Origin of the sequence: Pedobacter fastidiosus, assembly GCF_014306625.1 — a bacterium.
GTDB lineage: Bacteria > Bacteroidota > Bacteroidia > Sphingobacteriales > Sphingobacteriaceae > Pedobacter > Pedobacter fastidiosus.
Genome location: NZ_JACRYL010000004.1, coordinates 176,789 through 193,679, shown reverse-complemented (window position 1 = coordinate 193,679; position 16,891 = coordinate 176,789). Strand labels below are relative to the sequence as shown.

Annotated in this window: 10 protein-coding genes; all 10 read right to left on the bottom strand. The window is 37.1% G+C overall.

Annotated elements, in window-relative coordinates:
- Positions 1–95: 95 nt before the first annotated feature.
- The 10 genes from H7U22_RS05995 to galA all read right to left on the bottom strand — a co-directional run bounded on the left by H7U22_RS05995 (position 96) and on the right by galA (position 16,885).
- On the bottom strand, positions 96–1,328 hold the full coding sequence (locus H7U22_RS05995; RefSeq protein WP_187070437.1) for a glycoside hydrolase family 27 protein: 1,233 nt from the start codon (positions 1,326–1,328) through the stop codon (positions 96–98).
- Between the two features lie 10 nt (positions 1,329–1,338).
- Positions 1,339–2,313, bottom strand: a complete 975-nt coding sequence (locus H7U22_RS05990) for a glycoside hydrolase family 5 protein (RefSeq protein WP_187070436.1) — start codon at positions 2,311–2,313, stop codon at positions 1,339–1,341.
- 6 nt (positions 2,314–2,319) lie between these two features.
- A complete protein-coding gene (locus tag H7U22_RS05985; protein WP_187070435.1) occupies positions 2,320–3,552 on the bottom strand; it encodes a glycoside hydrolase family 26 protein in 1,233 nt (410 codons plus the stop codon).
- Between the two features lie 2 nt (positions 3,553–3,554).
- On the bottom strand, positions 3,555–4,115 hold the full coding sequence (locus H7U22_RS05980) for a carbohydrate binding domain-containing protein (protein WP_187070434.1): 561 nt from the start codon (positions 4,113–4,115) through the stop codon (positions 3,555–3,557).
- Positions 4,116–4,117: 2 nt separating this feature from the next.
- On the bottom strand, positions 4,118–6,355 hold the full coding sequence (locus tag H7U22_RS05975) for a glycoside hydrolase family 3 N-terminal domain-containing protein (protein ID WP_187070433.1): 2,238 nt from the start codon (positions 6,353–6,355) through the stop codon (positions 4,118–4,120).
- Between the two features lie 46 nt (positions 6,356–6,401).
- The gene (locus tag H7U22_RS05970) at positions 6,402–7,688 is read right to left on the bottom strand and encodes a glycoside hydrolase 5 family protein (RefSeq protein WP_187070432.1); all 1,287 of its coding nucleotides are present in this window, start codon (positions 7,686–7,688) and stop codon (positions 6,402–6,404) included.
- 56 nt (positions 7,689–7,744) lie between these two features.
- On the bottom strand, positions 7,745–8,884 hold the full coding sequence (locus H7U22_RS05965) for an IPT/TIG domain-containing protein (RefSeq protein ID WP_187070431.1): 1,140 nt from the start codon (positions 8,882–8,884) through the stop codon (positions 7,745–7,747).
- Between the two features lie 7 nt (positions 8,885–8,891).
- On the bottom strand, positions 8,892–10,544 hold the full coding sequence (locus H7U22_RS05960) for a RagB/SusD family nutrient uptake outer membrane protein (RefSeq protein WP_187070430.1): 1,653 nt from the start codon (positions 10,542–10,544) through the stop codon (positions 8,892–8,894).
- 15 nt (positions 10,545–10,559) lie between these two features.
- The gene (locus H7U22_RS05955; protein ID WP_187070429.1) at positions 10,560–13,721 is read right to left on the bottom strand and encodes a SusC/RagA family TonB-linked outer membrane protein; all 3,162 of its coding nucleotides are present in this window, start codon (positions 13,719–13,721) and stop codon (positions 10,560–10,562) included.
- 311 nt (positions 13,722–14,032) lie between these two features.
- The gene (gene galA, locus H7U22_RS05950) at positions 14,033–16,885 is read right to left on the bottom strand and encodes a beta-galactosidase GalA (protein WP_187070428.1); all 2,853 of its coding nucleotides are present in this window, start codon (positions 16,883–16,885) and stop codon (positions 14,033–14,035) included.
- Between the last annotated feature and the right edge of the window lie 6 nt (positions 16,886–16,891).

The window sequence follows — 16,891 nt, the reverse complement described above, 5'->3', positions numbered from 1 at the left end:
ACTTTTCCAAAATCAAAGTTAAAACATCATGAGATGGAACTTCCGTTTTTTATCTATCGGTTGGTATCTCACCGACCGAAAAAGCCAAGATTAACTTACTTTTCCAAAATCAAAGTTAAAACATCATGAGATGGAACTTCTGTTTTCAAACTGCTTTTTGTTGTTCCAACAGATTTTCCGGTCCATGCATTTTTAATTTTATACAGAATAGCATCAGCATTTAATTCCTTCTGAAAAACTTCATCCTTAACTTTTTCAGCCTTCCAATTAAAATCTATCTTTTTAGTTTCTGCAGATCGATTTAAAAATGAAACTGCCCAATTACCATTATTTAAAGGCTTAAACCAAATTTCAAATCCGTTTAGTTTTGAATACTTAAAGCCTTGAATCCCCAAAACATCTTGATTAATTGCAATAATATTTTTGTTCGTTAAAACTTCTATTGTTTCTTGGTTCATGTTCCGCAAATCATTTCCAGCAATTAACGGTGCCGCTAACATGGCCCACATTGCAAAATGTGCTCTATCTTCGCCTGGTGTAAGTTTTCCATTTCCTACCTCTAACATATCGGGATCATTCCAATGGCCCGGGCCAGCATATTGACGCAAGCCATCTTGCTTGTCTAAAATCTGCATTACACCCCACGATTTCCATGTTCCATGGTCTTCAACGCAATCAAAACAGTTAAAAATATCTCCGCTGGTGCGCCACAAATGGCCAACCGCCGGACCCCAAACCCAAGGTTTATCTGTTCCCCATTCGCAAATACTCAAAACCATTGGTCTGCCCGCTTTGCGTAAAGCAGCCGTTATGGTTTTATAAGCACCTTCAGCTTTCAACCCATCGGTGTTGCACCAATCGTATTTTAAATAATCAATTCCCCAACTTGCATAGGTTAGTGCATCTTGAAATTCGTAACCTCTGCTTCCTGGTCTGCCGCCACAAGTTTGAGATCCGGCATCAGAATATAAACCTAATTTCAAGCCTTTACTATGGATGTAATCGGCCAAGGCTTTCATTCCTGAGGGAAATCTTTTTGCATCGGGATGAATAAAACCTAAACTATCGCGATCTCCATGCCAACAATCATCAATATTAATGTAAGTATAACCGGCTTGTTTCATACCCGAACTGATCATGGCATCAGCCGTTTCTTTAATTAATTTTTCATCTACATTACAGGCAAATTTGTTCCAACTGTTCCATCCCATTGGTGGCGTTAATGCCAAGCCATCGAATTTGCTATAATTTTGAACGTAATTATTTCCTTGTCCTAAGGCAACTGAACTAGAAAAAAATGCAATCAATAGAAGAAATCTGAGCTTCATAAAAGGAATATTATTTAATAAATTTTTTAAGTTGAGTTCTAATATAGATACCTGCCGGAGTAAGCATATCTAGTTTCCATTTTCCAGCCGGAGATGCTCCAGGCGCTAATATTGCGGTGGTTTCCTTTTTATCGGTAATGTTCCAATTTGCCCAACTCAATTTATTTTTTTCCATCCAAGCAAACCACTTCTCCGTTTTTTCAACATCAAATTTCCCATCGCCATTGGCTTCTCCAACACCCCACTCAGTTACGAAAACAGGCAACCCAGCAGCAATTGCTTCATCAGCTCGTTTCATTAAAAGTTCTTGATGAGTGGGTTCTGAGGCATAAAAATGGAAAGAATATGCAATATTATTGAAACCTTTAATCGGATCTTTAGCAACAATGTCAATATCCTGATCCCAATGCGGACTACCCACAACAATTATATTTTCAGCATCGTATTTTCTGATTTCTTTAATCACTTCAACAGCATAATCTTTAACCGTTTTCCATTCTATTTTTTCTGGTTCATTAAATATTTCATAGATGACATTCGGTTTACCCACATATTTTTTGGCCATTTTGGCGAAGAACATTTTTGATTGCTCCAAATGCTCATTTGCATGGTGATCATGCCAATCGACAAGCACATACAATCCCTTTTTAATTGCAGCATCAATGGTTTTGGTAATCAGCTTTTCTTGCTCAACCGGATTTTGCAAATAGCCACTATCTGGCTGAACCGCCATGGAAACCCGCAATAAACTGATGTTAAAATCAGATTGAAGCCAGTTTACAACATTTGGATTATAATATTTTTTTCCTCCCCAAATGCTCCATGACAAACTCACACCTCGGAGTTGAGGTTCGATATTATTGCTGTTTAAAATTTTACCGCCAACAACTTTTAATGCGCCATTACGATTAACCCAATTAATATTTTGTGCAAAGCCGATGCTACAAAAACAGGCCAAAAGAAGTAGGAAAACAACTCTTTTCATATAAAATTATTTAATTTGATATACTGAAGGCATCTTATCTGCAAAAAGTACAAAGCCATCATTTTTAAAGCTCAGAAAATCGTTTGCAGCAGGGTGGCCGGCATAGGGTGTCCAATAAGCATCTTTGGTATTGGCCCAAACTAAGGTATAAGCAAATTCTAAATTTTGATTCTTTAAGGACTTTAATAATTGTTGCGTAAACCAATCATTTCTAGTTAGGTTTTGCAAACCCGTTTCGGTTAATGCAGCCAGTTTATTGTGAGCTTTTGCATAATCAGAAACGATTTTAAATTTAGATGCAGCAATATTTGGCGAAACATTCGCTTTCATGTCTTCGTAATTATCCGTACCCACCAAATCTACATAATCATCACCCGGATAGTAATTTAGATATTGCGATTGAGAAGTAAAATTCCGATCTGGCGACCAAGCAAAAAGAAAATTCCTTACGCCTAAATCATCTCGAAGATATTTAACCGTATATTGATACATCGCAATATATTCGGCAGATGTACAGTGGCCACTTCCCCACCAAAACCAGTTGCCATCCATTTCATGAAAAGGACGAAAGATAATCGGAATTAATTTTCCATCTGCACCGATTAGTGTTTTAGCATAATCAGCTACAATTTTTAACGAAGCTTTAAAAGTTTCATTTGCTGTTCCACCAGGCAAAACCTGATTAACCGCCGTAACTGGAGAATCAGACCAGTAAAACCCACCTTTTGAAACTGGATTTGCATAGTGCCAAATATAGGTATTTACTCCGCCACGATTATAAGCCTCAATGGTTAAAGTGCGGGCGATAGATTTTTCGTAATCAAACCAATTCCCTGTTGCAAAATTTGTCATGTGGATAAAATCATGTCCGTAAACCGCAGGATATGAACCGGTAATGGTTTTTACATCACTTTGAGTTGTGGAAACGCCAGAGAACTGTTGCTCATTTGCCCATTGGGTTGTCGCATTTGTAACGCCTCTTTTGGTATCATCTTGATGGCCGAAAAGCACGTTAGTTTTTGCACTTTGTTTTAAATTATAAAACAAAGATGCTGTTTCATCTGTCGCATTTTTATTTACTAACCAAGTTTTAACTGTTGCTAAAGTTGGATCTGGAGTAATGGGTACAATAGGTGTTACAGGCGGAGCTACAGGCTCAATAATCTCTGCACTTTTCTTGCAAGAAGAGAATGCAATAGCACATATTGCAATACCATTAAATATTTTTTTAACATTCATTGTTAATTCGTTTTTGAAACCGCGGTTTCTTTTTCAAAATCTTCAATTAAAATTACCTTTGCATTTAAATCATCAACAAAAAGAGTTCCCGAGGCTTCGCTTAGTGCAATCATTATTCTGAAACTTGTTGCTCCATCAGGCACTCGCAAGTTTTTCTTAAAAGCAGACCAATCTTCCGTTCCTATTTTTTCGACTAATGGAATCCCTTCACCTAACTTCTTATCTCCATCAGTAAATTCTAAAATTATTACAGCTGTATTCCAAGTATTTGCGCCTTGTTCTACCTCATCCATTTTATAAAAGCCTGAAACTACAATTGCTTTTGAGTTTTTTGGAAGTTTAACTTTTTGATCAATTCCCTCCCATTTTCCTTTAACATAAGAAACCAATGCTAAACTGGCTTCACCAGATTTCCGGATTACCGTACTAACCTTGGCATTACCAGCTCCCCAGCTATTTAAACCATCTTCAAAGCCACCATTGCTAATCAAATTCTTTTGTGCAGAAGCTTGATTGATGCTAAAAAGCAAAATTATTAACGAAGAATAGATATATTTTTTCATTGCTATTTATATTGAAATTCATCACTTAAATCGCCGATCATTACTTTAAAAGCTCCGGCTTCGGTTACTGTTTTTAACGATGTATTTACAAAAGCCAAATCATTTTTATTTAATGTAAAGCTCACCGTTTTACTTTCTCCAGCTTTTAGATCGATTTTTTGAAAAGCTCTTAATCTTTTCATATCGGGGCTAATGCTAGCATACAGATCTCTCGAATATAATTCTACAGTCTGCTTCCCATCCATTTTACCTGTATTGCTGACCATAACAGATACCTGCAAATTGTTATCACCGGTTAGGTTTTTGGTACTCAATTTTAAATTGCTGTAGGTAAAATTGGTATAACTTAAACCCGTACCAAATGCAAATAATGGGTTGTAGCCAGTGTGTACATCATCATTAAAAACTTCTCTAATGTCTTCTGCAGGCTTTCTATCATATAAAACTATTTCCCCACTACTTCTTGGGTAGCTAAATGGAAGTTTACCATTTGGGTTATAATCGCCAAAAAGCACATCAGCAATGGCTTCTGCAGTTTTTTTACCGCTCCAATAAGCCATTAAAATTCCATTAATTTTAGGTTCGATGTTAGTGATAAATCTTGGTCGGCCCTCTGTTAAAACCAAAATAATTGGTTTTCCAGTTGCAATTGCTGCCTTTGCTAAAAGCTGTTGATTTTCATCTAAGGCTAAGTCTGCAATATTTCCAGGGCTTTCTGCATACGCATTTTCACCAAGGCATAAAATGATAGCATCGGCATTCTTTGCAGATTTGGTCAGCGCATCTGCATCAAAATTTTCAGGGCTTTCAAAACCTTTAGCTGTGGTGGTTAAAACATTTTTTTCGCCAACTTTTTCTTTTATGGTTTGCAAAATGGTTTTACTATCTTTTGGATACCATTGTTCCTCTTTCCCTTGCCAAGTATAACTCCAGCAACCATTTAAGGCACTAATACTTTGTGCGCCAGGACCAACAACCAAATATTTTTTGCTCTTGGATAAAGGCAAAACATTATCTTGATTTTTCAGTAAAGTCATTGCTTCATGCGCCGCATCCAAAGCAAGTGTTTGATATTCTGCTTTGCCAAAATTCGCTTTTGCATTTTCTTCGGGATAAGGATTATCAAATAAGCCTAACTTCATTTTCAGCATTAAAATCCTTTTAACAGCTTCATCAATACGAGCCATTGAAACTTCTTTTTTCTGAACCGCTTCAATCAATAGATCATAAAAAGTAAAATCGCTTGGCACCATGCTCATATCTACACCAGCATTTACGCACATAGCAACCGCTTCTCTTGGTGTACTGGCCACGTGATGCCATGCATAAACACGTTTAATATCTTCCCAATCGCTTACAGCAACGCCATTAAAACCCAATTCTTTACGCAAAATATCTGTTAATAAATACTTACTTGCATGAACTGGCATCCCATTTATAATGCTCGAATTGATCATTACCGATGATGCACCAGCTTTTACTGCTTCTCTAAATTGAGGCAGATAATACTCTCTCATTTCTATTTCTGGCAGATAGATTGGTGTTCTGTCCTTGCCATTTCTGGAGGCTGAATAACCCAAAAAGTGTTTCATACAACTTGCAACGGCTGTTGTTTTGTTTAATCCATCCTCCTCATAAGCCTTAATTACCGCAGCGCCCATTGTTTTTCCAATAAAAACATCTTCACCATAAGTTTCCGGGAAACGTGACCATAAAGGCTGTCTACCACAATCTAAAACAGTTGCAAAATTCCACCGTACGCCACTTGCTCTTAATTCTTTAGCCGCTACTTTGGTTACCGCTTTGGCCAGTTCCAAATTTCTAGTTGCAGCCATTCCAATATTTTGTGGAAAAAGCGTTGATTCCAAGGTATAAGTTTGACCATGGATTCCATCTAAACCATATAAAACTGGAATTTTTAATCTTGTATTTTTAGCTTCATCGGCGATTTTAGTAAGCAAATTATGCCACTGATCTACCGTTAAAGCATGGTTGGTAACATTTAAAATTGACCCAACCTTATGTTTGATTATTGCATCTTTTAATGCCTCAGGATTTATTTCACCATCGGTTTGCGTACCCACCACACCTAAGGTAATTTGGGTCATTTGCCCAACTTTTTCCTCCAATGTCATTTTAGCCAAAATGGCATCAACCTTTTTTTGGTTTAAATCTACTTTTTGTGCCTTTAAACTTATTGCTGAAACGAAAACTGCGATTATTAAAAAATATTTTTTCATTTTAATTTATAAACTGATTGGTTTGGTATTGTTTAAATCGGGATGGTTACTTTTTTAAATAGGTTTGAATAATTTTCCAAGTCGATTGATCAGAATCAAAAACAGAATTTAAACCCTGTTCTTCCTGTGGCGGGTCTCCAGAAAAATCATCGCCATCTTTCCAAAACAGCTGGCCATTGGTTGGTCGGGATGTACCACCGAACGACCAAAAATTACAGCCTGCTATTGCGCCACCCTTAGCCCTACTCTTCGCCCAAATCGAGAAAATATTTCCAAAATATTCATCACGAAGTTTTGTTGCAGTCGATGGATCAAAAGCATGACCATCTCTTGGCAAACCAAATTCTTCAATTACCAAAGGTTTATTTATTTGTTGAGCAATACTTTCGTGTTGCTTAATGTATGCTGAAGTTTTTTCTATAACTGCAGGTAAATTCTCAGTGGTTGGAGCATCTTTAAACCAGCCCCAATTTTTTGGCCAAATGTGGATCGTTAAATAATCAATGCCTTTATTGGCATGGATTTCTTTAAACAAATCCCAGTTTTCTTCCGTACCCATAAAACCTTCCGTACCAATTGTAATCAAATGATTTTTATCAATGGATTTGATATAGGTCGCAGTATTTGCGATCCAGTTTTTAAAAGCTACAATGGCTTCTGTCCTCATTGGCCGTGGTTCATTAGCCAATTCCCAAGCCATAATAGCGGGTTCATTAATGTACTTTTTACCAGTGTAGGCGTTTTTATGTTGAAGTATAAAATAGACTTGTTTTTGATAATCGATTTTGCAGGCATCGCATGAGTAGAACTTACTGGTGTAATCACGCTGTTCATCCCAAGTTAATTTTCGTTTTAAGGTATCGCTATCAATTTGGCCATTCCAGTTTAAATACTGCATAAAGCCACCACTCCACTCCCAGTTGTTGCTCAGGTACAAAACGGCATACATCTTTCGCTTCGCCATTTCCATCAATAAAAAATCTAGTCCCTTCAAAAGTTCGGTATCATATACGTTATGTTGAGTTTGTAAGGCAGGCTTAACCCGATCTACTCCGTTAATTTTCCCCTCACCTTCAGAGCCAACCAAAACACGAAGATTATTTACACCTTTTGATTTCAAAAAATCGAGCTCTTTAATTAATCTTTGTTTACCTCTTGCTGGATTCTTTTGTAAAGCCAATAATCCACCGTACCAATAATTGGTACCGATGTAATAATATGGTTTTTCTCCAATCAGAAACTGATGACCTTTTTGCTTAACGAATGACTGCTGTGCGTTTGCCACATTAATAAAAAGTGCGAAAGCAATTAGTAAGTGTATTTTTTTGACCATTTTTATTAAAAAAAGCCCTGATCTGTTTAAGATCAGGGCAGTAACTTTGTTATGCACTAAATAAATCCTATATCATCTACATAAATTGTACTCGGTACTGCATTGCCTAAACTTTGCAGTACAAATTCGGTAATGACTGATGGATTACCTACATCTTTTAATTGAATGGTATAATCTGTGTAAACACCAGGAACGAGTGTTATGGCAACAGCGTTACCATAATTTCCATTGATAACCAACTGAACTCTGCTTCCTGCTACTATTCCTGTTCCACCGTATACAGAAAATTTTATAGCAGTTAATCCTGCACTTGTAACATTAATTGTTGCTCCATTGTAACCAATCTGTAGTGCACCATAGGCATCGGTAAAGGTTGTTGCAATGGCATTTGTACCACGCTTAACACGAACTGTACTTGCTAAGTTGATGGTACTGTTGTATCCTAAATAAGAACCCCATCCAGTTGCGAATAAATCATCATAAAGCAAAGCTTTGAACCCGAATGAGCCAGCAGAACGAGTGGTACCACCGGGAGTAGTTACCAAAATACGCGACTGAACAACACCTGCAGGTACTTTTACCTGAATCTGAGTTTTGGTTGGTGTTCCAACAATTTGAGCTGGGATAGAATCAAAAGTAACTTTCGTAACCCCTTCGAATATTGTTCCAACTATCGTTACAGTTTCTCCTGCGCCTGCAGCAACCGGGCTAAAAGAGGTGATTGTTGGTGGAGGTTGCAGAATAGGAAAATCAAAACTTGCAGTTCCAAATTTAGTGGTTACAATTAATTTATTGCTTTGACTTGGTCCATAAGGCGTTTCAGCAGGTATAGAAATAATAATGCTGTTATCCGTTAACAATGCTGGATTATAATTAACCTGCAAGCCGTTGAATGAAACTGAAAGTGTTGTCATCAGATTTTCTCCAACTATAGCATATTGATTATTCAATCTTCCGGCTACAACTGTCGAATCAAATTTAACCTGTCTTGTTTCGTTATAAACCAAGTTAGAATCTAAATTAATTCTGTGCACTACATTTTTTAGGGTATCTGTTTTGCTGATTAACCTTACTCTTGTAATTTTTGGTGCACCGCCAGCACCCTCGTCGGTTTTCTTACATGAAGCAAAACCTACCACTATTGCCACAAATAATAGGAGCGTAGTGAATCTTGTTTGATTATTTATCTTTTTCATGTTCATTTTATTTAAAAACATAAGGTACTGGTGGTTGTAATAATTTAGGATTTGATGCTACTTCTGTTGCTGGATAAGGGAATAGGAATTTACTATTCGTCATTGAATAATACCCATTTCCGTAGCTATTGGAAGGCACGCTATTATCGCCAGCTCCGCGATCTTGTTGATTAATAATTGTAATTGCATTTGGATGGCTAGAAACATTGTACCCATCTAAACGAGCCAGATCAAACCAATAATCAAATTCAAACATAAATTCGCGTCTGCGTTCTTCTAAAATATCATCACGATAGAACTGAGCCGGTGCATTGCCGGGCTTACCTGGCGTATTGTTCGCCGTAAAATAGCCACGTCTAATTTGTGTTAAATTACCAAGGCCTGCACGGCTTCTTATTTTGTTAATGGCAGCTAGCGCCTGAACATCTGTACTATTTTTTGAAGTTCCCATTATGGCTTCAGCCAAAATTAAATAAACTTCAGCATAGCGCATCATGTAGGTATTGTTGGCCGACGATTGTGCTGAACCTATACCACCATTATCTGCAGGTGTACCTACTACATATTTTTTAACGAATGCACTCGTACCTTGCCCTTGATTGGCGGCTTGTGTGTAACCTCCAGTTGCCTGATTAATTTCAGGATAAAAAGAGCCTGTAACCATAATAGTTGGCTTAAAGCGTTTATCATCTTGCTGAAAACTATACAAGGCATCAAAAGTAACTCCTAACACTCCGTATCCATCGCCTGTTCCTGTAATTGAGGTATTGGCTGCCCAAGAAGCTTGCAAAGGATTTCCTTTACCATAACCTCCAGCACCTGCCCATTGAAGTGCAATTACTGATTCTTCGTTGTTGTTATTTGCTGTCAAGAATAAATCTTTAAACTCTTTTCCAGGAACATCAACGCCATAAAGCTTAAATTCTCCGCTATTGATTACCTTTTCTGCCTCAAGGCGGGCGTTGGTATAATCTTGCATATACAGATAAACCTTTGCCAAAAGTGCCGAAGCAGATCCGCTAGAAACACGACCTTGAGCAATAGAATTACCACTTCTAATTTGTGGAATAAGGTTGGCTTCGGCGAACTTAAGATCGTTTAAAATAAATTTATAAACATCTGGAACTGGGTTAGTATTAACTTGAAAGTTTTCTACATAATCCAATGTATTTTCTATAATTGGTACATTTCCAAATAACCTAACTAGATGAAAATAAGATAATGCCCTAAACAAGCGAGCTTCTCCCAAAGCTTGGTTAACTACCTTTCTATCTACGGATGCAGGCACTTTCTCAGGCAAATTATTGATGATTGCATTAGATTGCGCAACCACAATCCATAACGAATTGTAAGCATTTGCAAGTTCTGTATTCCCGTCGGTTACAGAGAAGTTTCCAAAATTCGCTACATCTGAGGAATACGAACGACCGTTTCCACCAGCCATTTCTGTGATGGCCCATCCCCCTTTAGTTACCCAACCAAACCAAGCTGCGCTATAAAGAACATTAGTGCTTGATTTTACCTGATCTGCTGTTTTATAAAAATTATCCAACGTAATGGCGCTTTGTGGCGGACGATCGAAAAATTCTTTTTTACAACTGGTTACCGTGCTCATAATGAGTACAGCGATTGCAAGTGAATATTTTATATATGTTTTCATATTTCTTTCTTATAATTAAAATTCTGCGTTAATTCCAAAAGTAAATGTGCGTGGAATAGGGTATCTACCACTATCTACATTGGTTAGAAACACATTATAATTCTGGTTACCAACCTCTGGATCTAAACCCTTATATTTTGTAAACACATATAGATTTTGTACGCTTGCGAATACTTTTAACCTGTTCAGCTTTGCTTTACGAATAAACTCTGATGGAAGGCTGTAAGCCAAGTTTACATTTTGAACGCGTAGAAAAGAACCAGATTCTATAAAACGATCTGAGTTTTTTAAGTTTGGATTGTCTCCACCTCGAGGTGCTGGAATATTAGAACCTGTATTGGTTGGGCTCCAGAAATCAATAGCTGAGGCTAGTTGATTTTGATAAAGTCCAGATAATCCTGATAATTGATAATTTAATGCATTTAAAATTTTCGCTCCATAAGAGCCATTTAAAAAGATCGAAAGATCAAAAGATTTGTATGAAAAACTATTCGTAATTCCATAAGTGAATTTTGGATTTGGATTTCCTAATGAAGTTTGATCTGACTCATCAATTTTGCCATCACCGTTCAAATCTTCAAACTGAATATCTCCTAACCAAGTACCAGCACTATTATTTGTTAAAGGTCTGCCGAACTGAACTGGAGCTGCCCTTAACTGCGCATCAGTGCGGAAAATATCTTTCACTTTATAACCGTAAAACTCACCTATCGATCCACCCACCTGTGTTCTGGTAACCGTCATTTGAAGGAAACTTACGTTAATTTTACCATCAATAAATGGAACACCATCTGCTAATGATAAAACTTCATTTTTATATTTTGAGAATATTACTGTGGTATTCCATTTAAATTTACCAGTTAAGTTTTTACTATTTAAAGTAAAATCAAAACCTTTGTTACTTACTTTTCCTCCATTAATATATGGCGGACTAATTACACCCGTTCCTGAATAAGCTGCTGTTTGCCCAACAAGATATGCTGGTAATGGCTTTTGGAAAAGGAAATCTTTGGATGTTTTGTTAAAGTAATCAAAAGAGGCATCAATTCTTCCTTTAATTAAACTGAAATCTACACCCACGTTTGTTTGTACCGCACTTTCCCAAGTTAAGTTCGGGTTAGCAACTTTATCTATTGCAAAACCGGTACCTAAACCAGTAACTACTGGAGTTAATGCAGAACCATATTGGTAATTAGGAAGATTTTGATTACCCACTTCACCATAACCTACTCTAAATTTGATATTGTCGGCAATATCTTTTATACCAGCCATGAAGGGCTCATCAGATAGTCGCCATGAAACGGCAAATGCAGGAAAATAACCTGTTTGCTTACCTTGAACAAATTTCGATGACTTATCCGAACGAACAGTTGCCGTAATGCTGTATTTATTATTATAAGTATAAATACCCCTAGCAAAAAAAGATTCTAACGCTTGGCTATCTTTATACTCTCCAATAATTGCAGTCTTAAGATCACCTAAACCCAGCGTCTGCAAATCATTACTTAAAAACTTCTGAATAGATGCATCAGTTCCACCCCAAGTAGATTGGTTAACCTCGTAACCTAACAATGCTGTTAAATTATGTTTCTTATTGAAAGTATGTGCATAAGTTAAATACTCTTTCCATCCCCAATAAGTGGTATTTGAATTGTATTCTTGTAATCTAGCAGTTGCATTTCCATATATCCCATATTGATAAGTTGGTGTGAAAACTCTTGCTGCAGAATAGTTAAAATCACCATTTACTTCAGATCTCAACGTTAAATCATTGGTAAATTTAATGTCGCCATAAAGCGCTCCATTAAGATTGCTGCGATTTAAAACATTGGTAATATCTAATGACTGAGCAACAGGATTAATTTGTCCGCCTTGTTGGTTTGAATTTGGAATAGGACCAGCGAAAGAGCCATCAGGGTTTCTTACCGCTTGATCTGGAGCACTTAATAAAGCGTTGTAAACAACACCTGTGTTATTTGACAAACCTTGATTTTCGTTCGAGCGACTTCCCGATAAGGACATTCCAACTTTTAACCATGGTTTAACCTGGCTATTAATGTTTGAACGAAAAGTATATCTCTTGTAATTACTTCCTAAAATTGTACCATCCTGTTTAAGATATCCGCCTGAAATATAATAATCCAAACCATCTTTACCACCAGATATACCCAATTGATGATTTTGCATTACTGCATTTCTGAAAATTTCATCTTGCCAATCGGTTCCCTTACCCAATAAAGCTGGATCTGCAAATTCTGCCCTTCTCTGTACACCAGTAACATCTGCTAATGCATTTTGTAAAACGGCATATTGTTGAAGATTCATTACATCAAGAAATTTTCCTTGTTGTGAAATGGCTCCATATCCATCATAAGTAACTCGTGCTGAGCCATTTTTACCACGTTTTGTGGTGATGATGATTACACCATTGGACGCCCGGCTACCATAAATTGCAGTTGCAGAGGCATCTTTTAAAACATCGATAGATTCGATATCGCTTGGGTTAATAGAAGAAAGTGGACTCACTGCAGATTCGCCATTGTTAGCCGACAAACCAACCGTTCTTCCGCTGGTAGATTGGTTGGTTGCATCTCCAGAGATTGGAACACCATCCACTACGTATAAAGGCTCATTGGATAAACTCAAAGAGGTTACCCCGCGTACACGTACAGAGGTAGAACTCCCTGGAGCACCAGAGTTTTGCGTAATGGTTAATCCTGAAGCCTTGCCCTGAAGCATTTGATCTATACTAACCTGAGGTACATTTGCAATATCTGCGGCTTTAACAGAAGAAATTGCACCATTAACATCACCCCTTTTCTGGTTACCATATCCAATTACAACTACATCAGATAAATCGGTAGATGCAGGTTTCAAAACAACGTTTATCACGCTTCTATCGCCTACTACAATCTCCTGCTTCACCGAACCGATAAAAGAAAAGATTAATGTGGTTGCTGAACCTGAAGGAACGGTAATCACATATTTACCGTCAGAATTTGTGGAAACGGCAGTTTGAGAATTTTTTATAGATACCCCTGCTCCTGGCAAGGTAACACCTTTTTCATCTGAAACAGTTCCTGTAATTTGCCTATTTGTAATATTCTGGGCGAGCGCTGGAAATAGCGATGCCAGAAATACGACAAACAGCATAGCTGCTCGTAACGTTTTACTCATAATGTTTATATTTAGTTATTTGTTTACTTAATTCAAATTTAACATCATTGTGAAGTATATTTATAATATTATTTTAACTTAAGATAATCTTAAAACTACTGTTGGTTATAGAAAACCGAATTAAAACAATCATTATCAACATTTTTATCTAAAAACACACTAAACTTAATGTTGTACTTTTTTACCAACGTTTTTAAAATAATTAACTATCTACGTAATCCGAAAATACTCTAGATAAAGAGAATGTTACCAAAAGACTACTCAGATTATGTTTTCATCTTTTGTTTTAGATGATCCGCTCTTATATTGGATTATAATTTAATTTTAAAATTGGCAGACTTCAGTCCTGGTGATGTAGCTGATATATAAACATCCCCCTTTTCGCCTGCTTTTTGAACAATTACTTGAGCAAAGCCGTTAAATAACTTGCGTTTCCATGCTAACGCAGGCTTTAATACTTGAAAAGCACCCGGATCTGAATTGATTACATCCCAACTATTCACTTTTAATAAGGGTGTTGCAAGTATCGCTATCGTATTTTTTCCGGGCTTTATAACAGATCGATCAAGAACGAAAATATTTCCTTTTTTATCCGCAGAAATCTTATCCGCTATTTTTTTGCCATTGATATAAATTGATTGTTCCTTGCCAATGCTTTTGTAAAAGAATGTAATTTTGGTTTGATCATTCCATTCTGGAAGTTCAAAATCTCCTCTATAAATCAGTGACTTTGTTTTTTTTCCAAATTCTTGGTTTCTATCTTCTTTGAAAGCATCAACCCAACCATTTACATCTGTAGAAAGTTCGCTTACATCTTCCAAGTGGGAGATTGTTTTTTCTTTAAGGTTGCTGATCCCTACAATACCGATCTCCTCTAAAAACTGATCTTTCTCCAAAGAAGTAGGATTTCCATTCCCTACCCCAATAATTTCAGCAGGACCGGTGATTTCGAAATTTATTTCATTATTTGCTGTAGGCACCAAATTCCCTAAAGCATCATTTACATTTACAGTAAGCACAGCAATATCTGACTTCGTAACCTCAATATTTTCTTGTTTAACAGAAACACTTTTAGGATCGGATGTCGTTTTAACAACATCGGATATTTTTTTTCCATTTTTAAATCCTACGGCTTCTAATACACCCGGACTATAATTTACTGTCCAGCTCAGGTGTCCATTTTTTTCCATCGGCTTTTTACCAAGACTTTTTTTATTGAGGAAAAGCTCAACCTCATCACAGTTACTATAAGCCCAAACTTCAATTGGCTTACCTTCTTTTCCCTTCCAGTTCCAATGTGGCAGAAGGTGAAGTGTGGGCTGATCACTCCACCATGATTTTAAGAACCAAGCACTATCTTTTGGAAAACCACATAAATCCAACATTCCAAAATAAGAAAGTACAGATGGCCATCCAAAAGGCGTGGGCTCACCCCGATAATCGAAACCCGTCCAAATAAACATTCCAGCTAAATAAGGGCGGGAAGCATAGTGTTTCCATCCGTCTTCGAGGCTTAAAAAATTTGCATTTTGCCTAACATCGTAAGCAGCGAGCTCATTTTTATCCCTGTTATCAACATAAATACCTCTTGTGGCTACGGTAGATCCCTCTTCTGTTCCCCAACTAAACTGCTTGGGGAATTTTTGATGTTGTTCATCGGTATTTTTTGTCGCGACATAATTATAACCTAAAAGATCGATAACTGTTGATATCCCATTTCCAATCCCTCCACTTATTGCCGCAGTTACAGCTCTCGTGGTATCAATAGTTTTTACAAAGGCTTGCATGGTACTGGCAATTCTAGCCCCGGTTATGTTACCTTCTATGTTCCATTCTTCGTTTCCTATAGACCAGCTGATGATACTGGGGTGATTACGATCGCGAACGATTAGTCTTTTAACATCATTAAGATGTTGATCGTTTATGCCCATTAAACGGTTTTCATCAATCACCAACATCCCAAGTTTATCACAGACCTCTAGCAATTCTACGGTTGGCGGATTGTGTGAGCACCGATAAGCATTACTACCCATTTCCTTGAGTTTGCTAATTCGGAAATATTGGAGCTCATCTGGCAGGGCCACACCAACACCTGCATGATCTTGATGGTTATTGGTTCCCTTAATCTCTACTCGCTTTCCGTTTAAAAAGAATCCATTCTCGGCATCAAACCTAATTGTTCTAATTCCAAAGGGAGTTTTATATAAATCAGCAATCTGTCCGTTCTTAATCACGGTAGTGGATAAGGAATACAGATAAGGATTTTCTAAATCCCACAGTTGAGGGTTCTCGAGGGGAATATCCAGCGTAAATTCCTTTTCCTCCAATACCTTTAAGTCAAGATTTGAAAGTGTTTGAGAGGCGACAACCTTTCCAGTTGCATCAAGAACATCTTGTTGAATATTGAATTTCGCTGAAACCAAAGCATCATTTTTTAGGGTTACGCTTGCAGTTACAATCGCTTTATTAGCACTTAAATTACTTCGAACAAAAGTTCCATTAGGGATTACGTGTAGCGCATTGGTTTTATTTAACCAGGCATGGCGATAAATTCCAGCACCTTCGTAAAACCAACCTTCTTCCATAGTAACATCAGCCCTTACCGCAATAACATTTTCACCACCATAATTTAAATAATCCGTAATATCATATTCAAAACCTAAATAACCACTCGGTTCGGTACCCAAATAATTTCCGTTTACCCAAACAATAGAATTTCTAAAAACACCATCAAATGCAATACTTATCTTTCTCCCCAAATCGCTTGCAGGAATAAAAACCGACTTGCGATACCAACCAACGCTGGCATCAGGGAAATTTCTACCGACTGCTTTAAAACCATGACTAAAGCTTGCCTTTTCATTAAAGGGTTGTTCTACAGCACAATCATGTGGCAAATTAAGTTTTCTCCAAGTTCGATCATCAAAAGCCGGATCTGCTGCGCCATCGCCATAACCTGTTTTGGCCAGATAAGAAAAATAGCCGGTTCCGTTTTGATAATCTTTTTTTGTATCGTAAGGATGTCCAAAAGCAAAACGCCAACTAGTATCAATCAGAATATGTTCTCGCCTTTTTTCAACACTTATCTGTGCTGAGGAAGTGAACGCATGGCAAACTATAATTATGAATAAGCTTGCAAATATTTTTAAGATTGATATTTTCATTTGAAT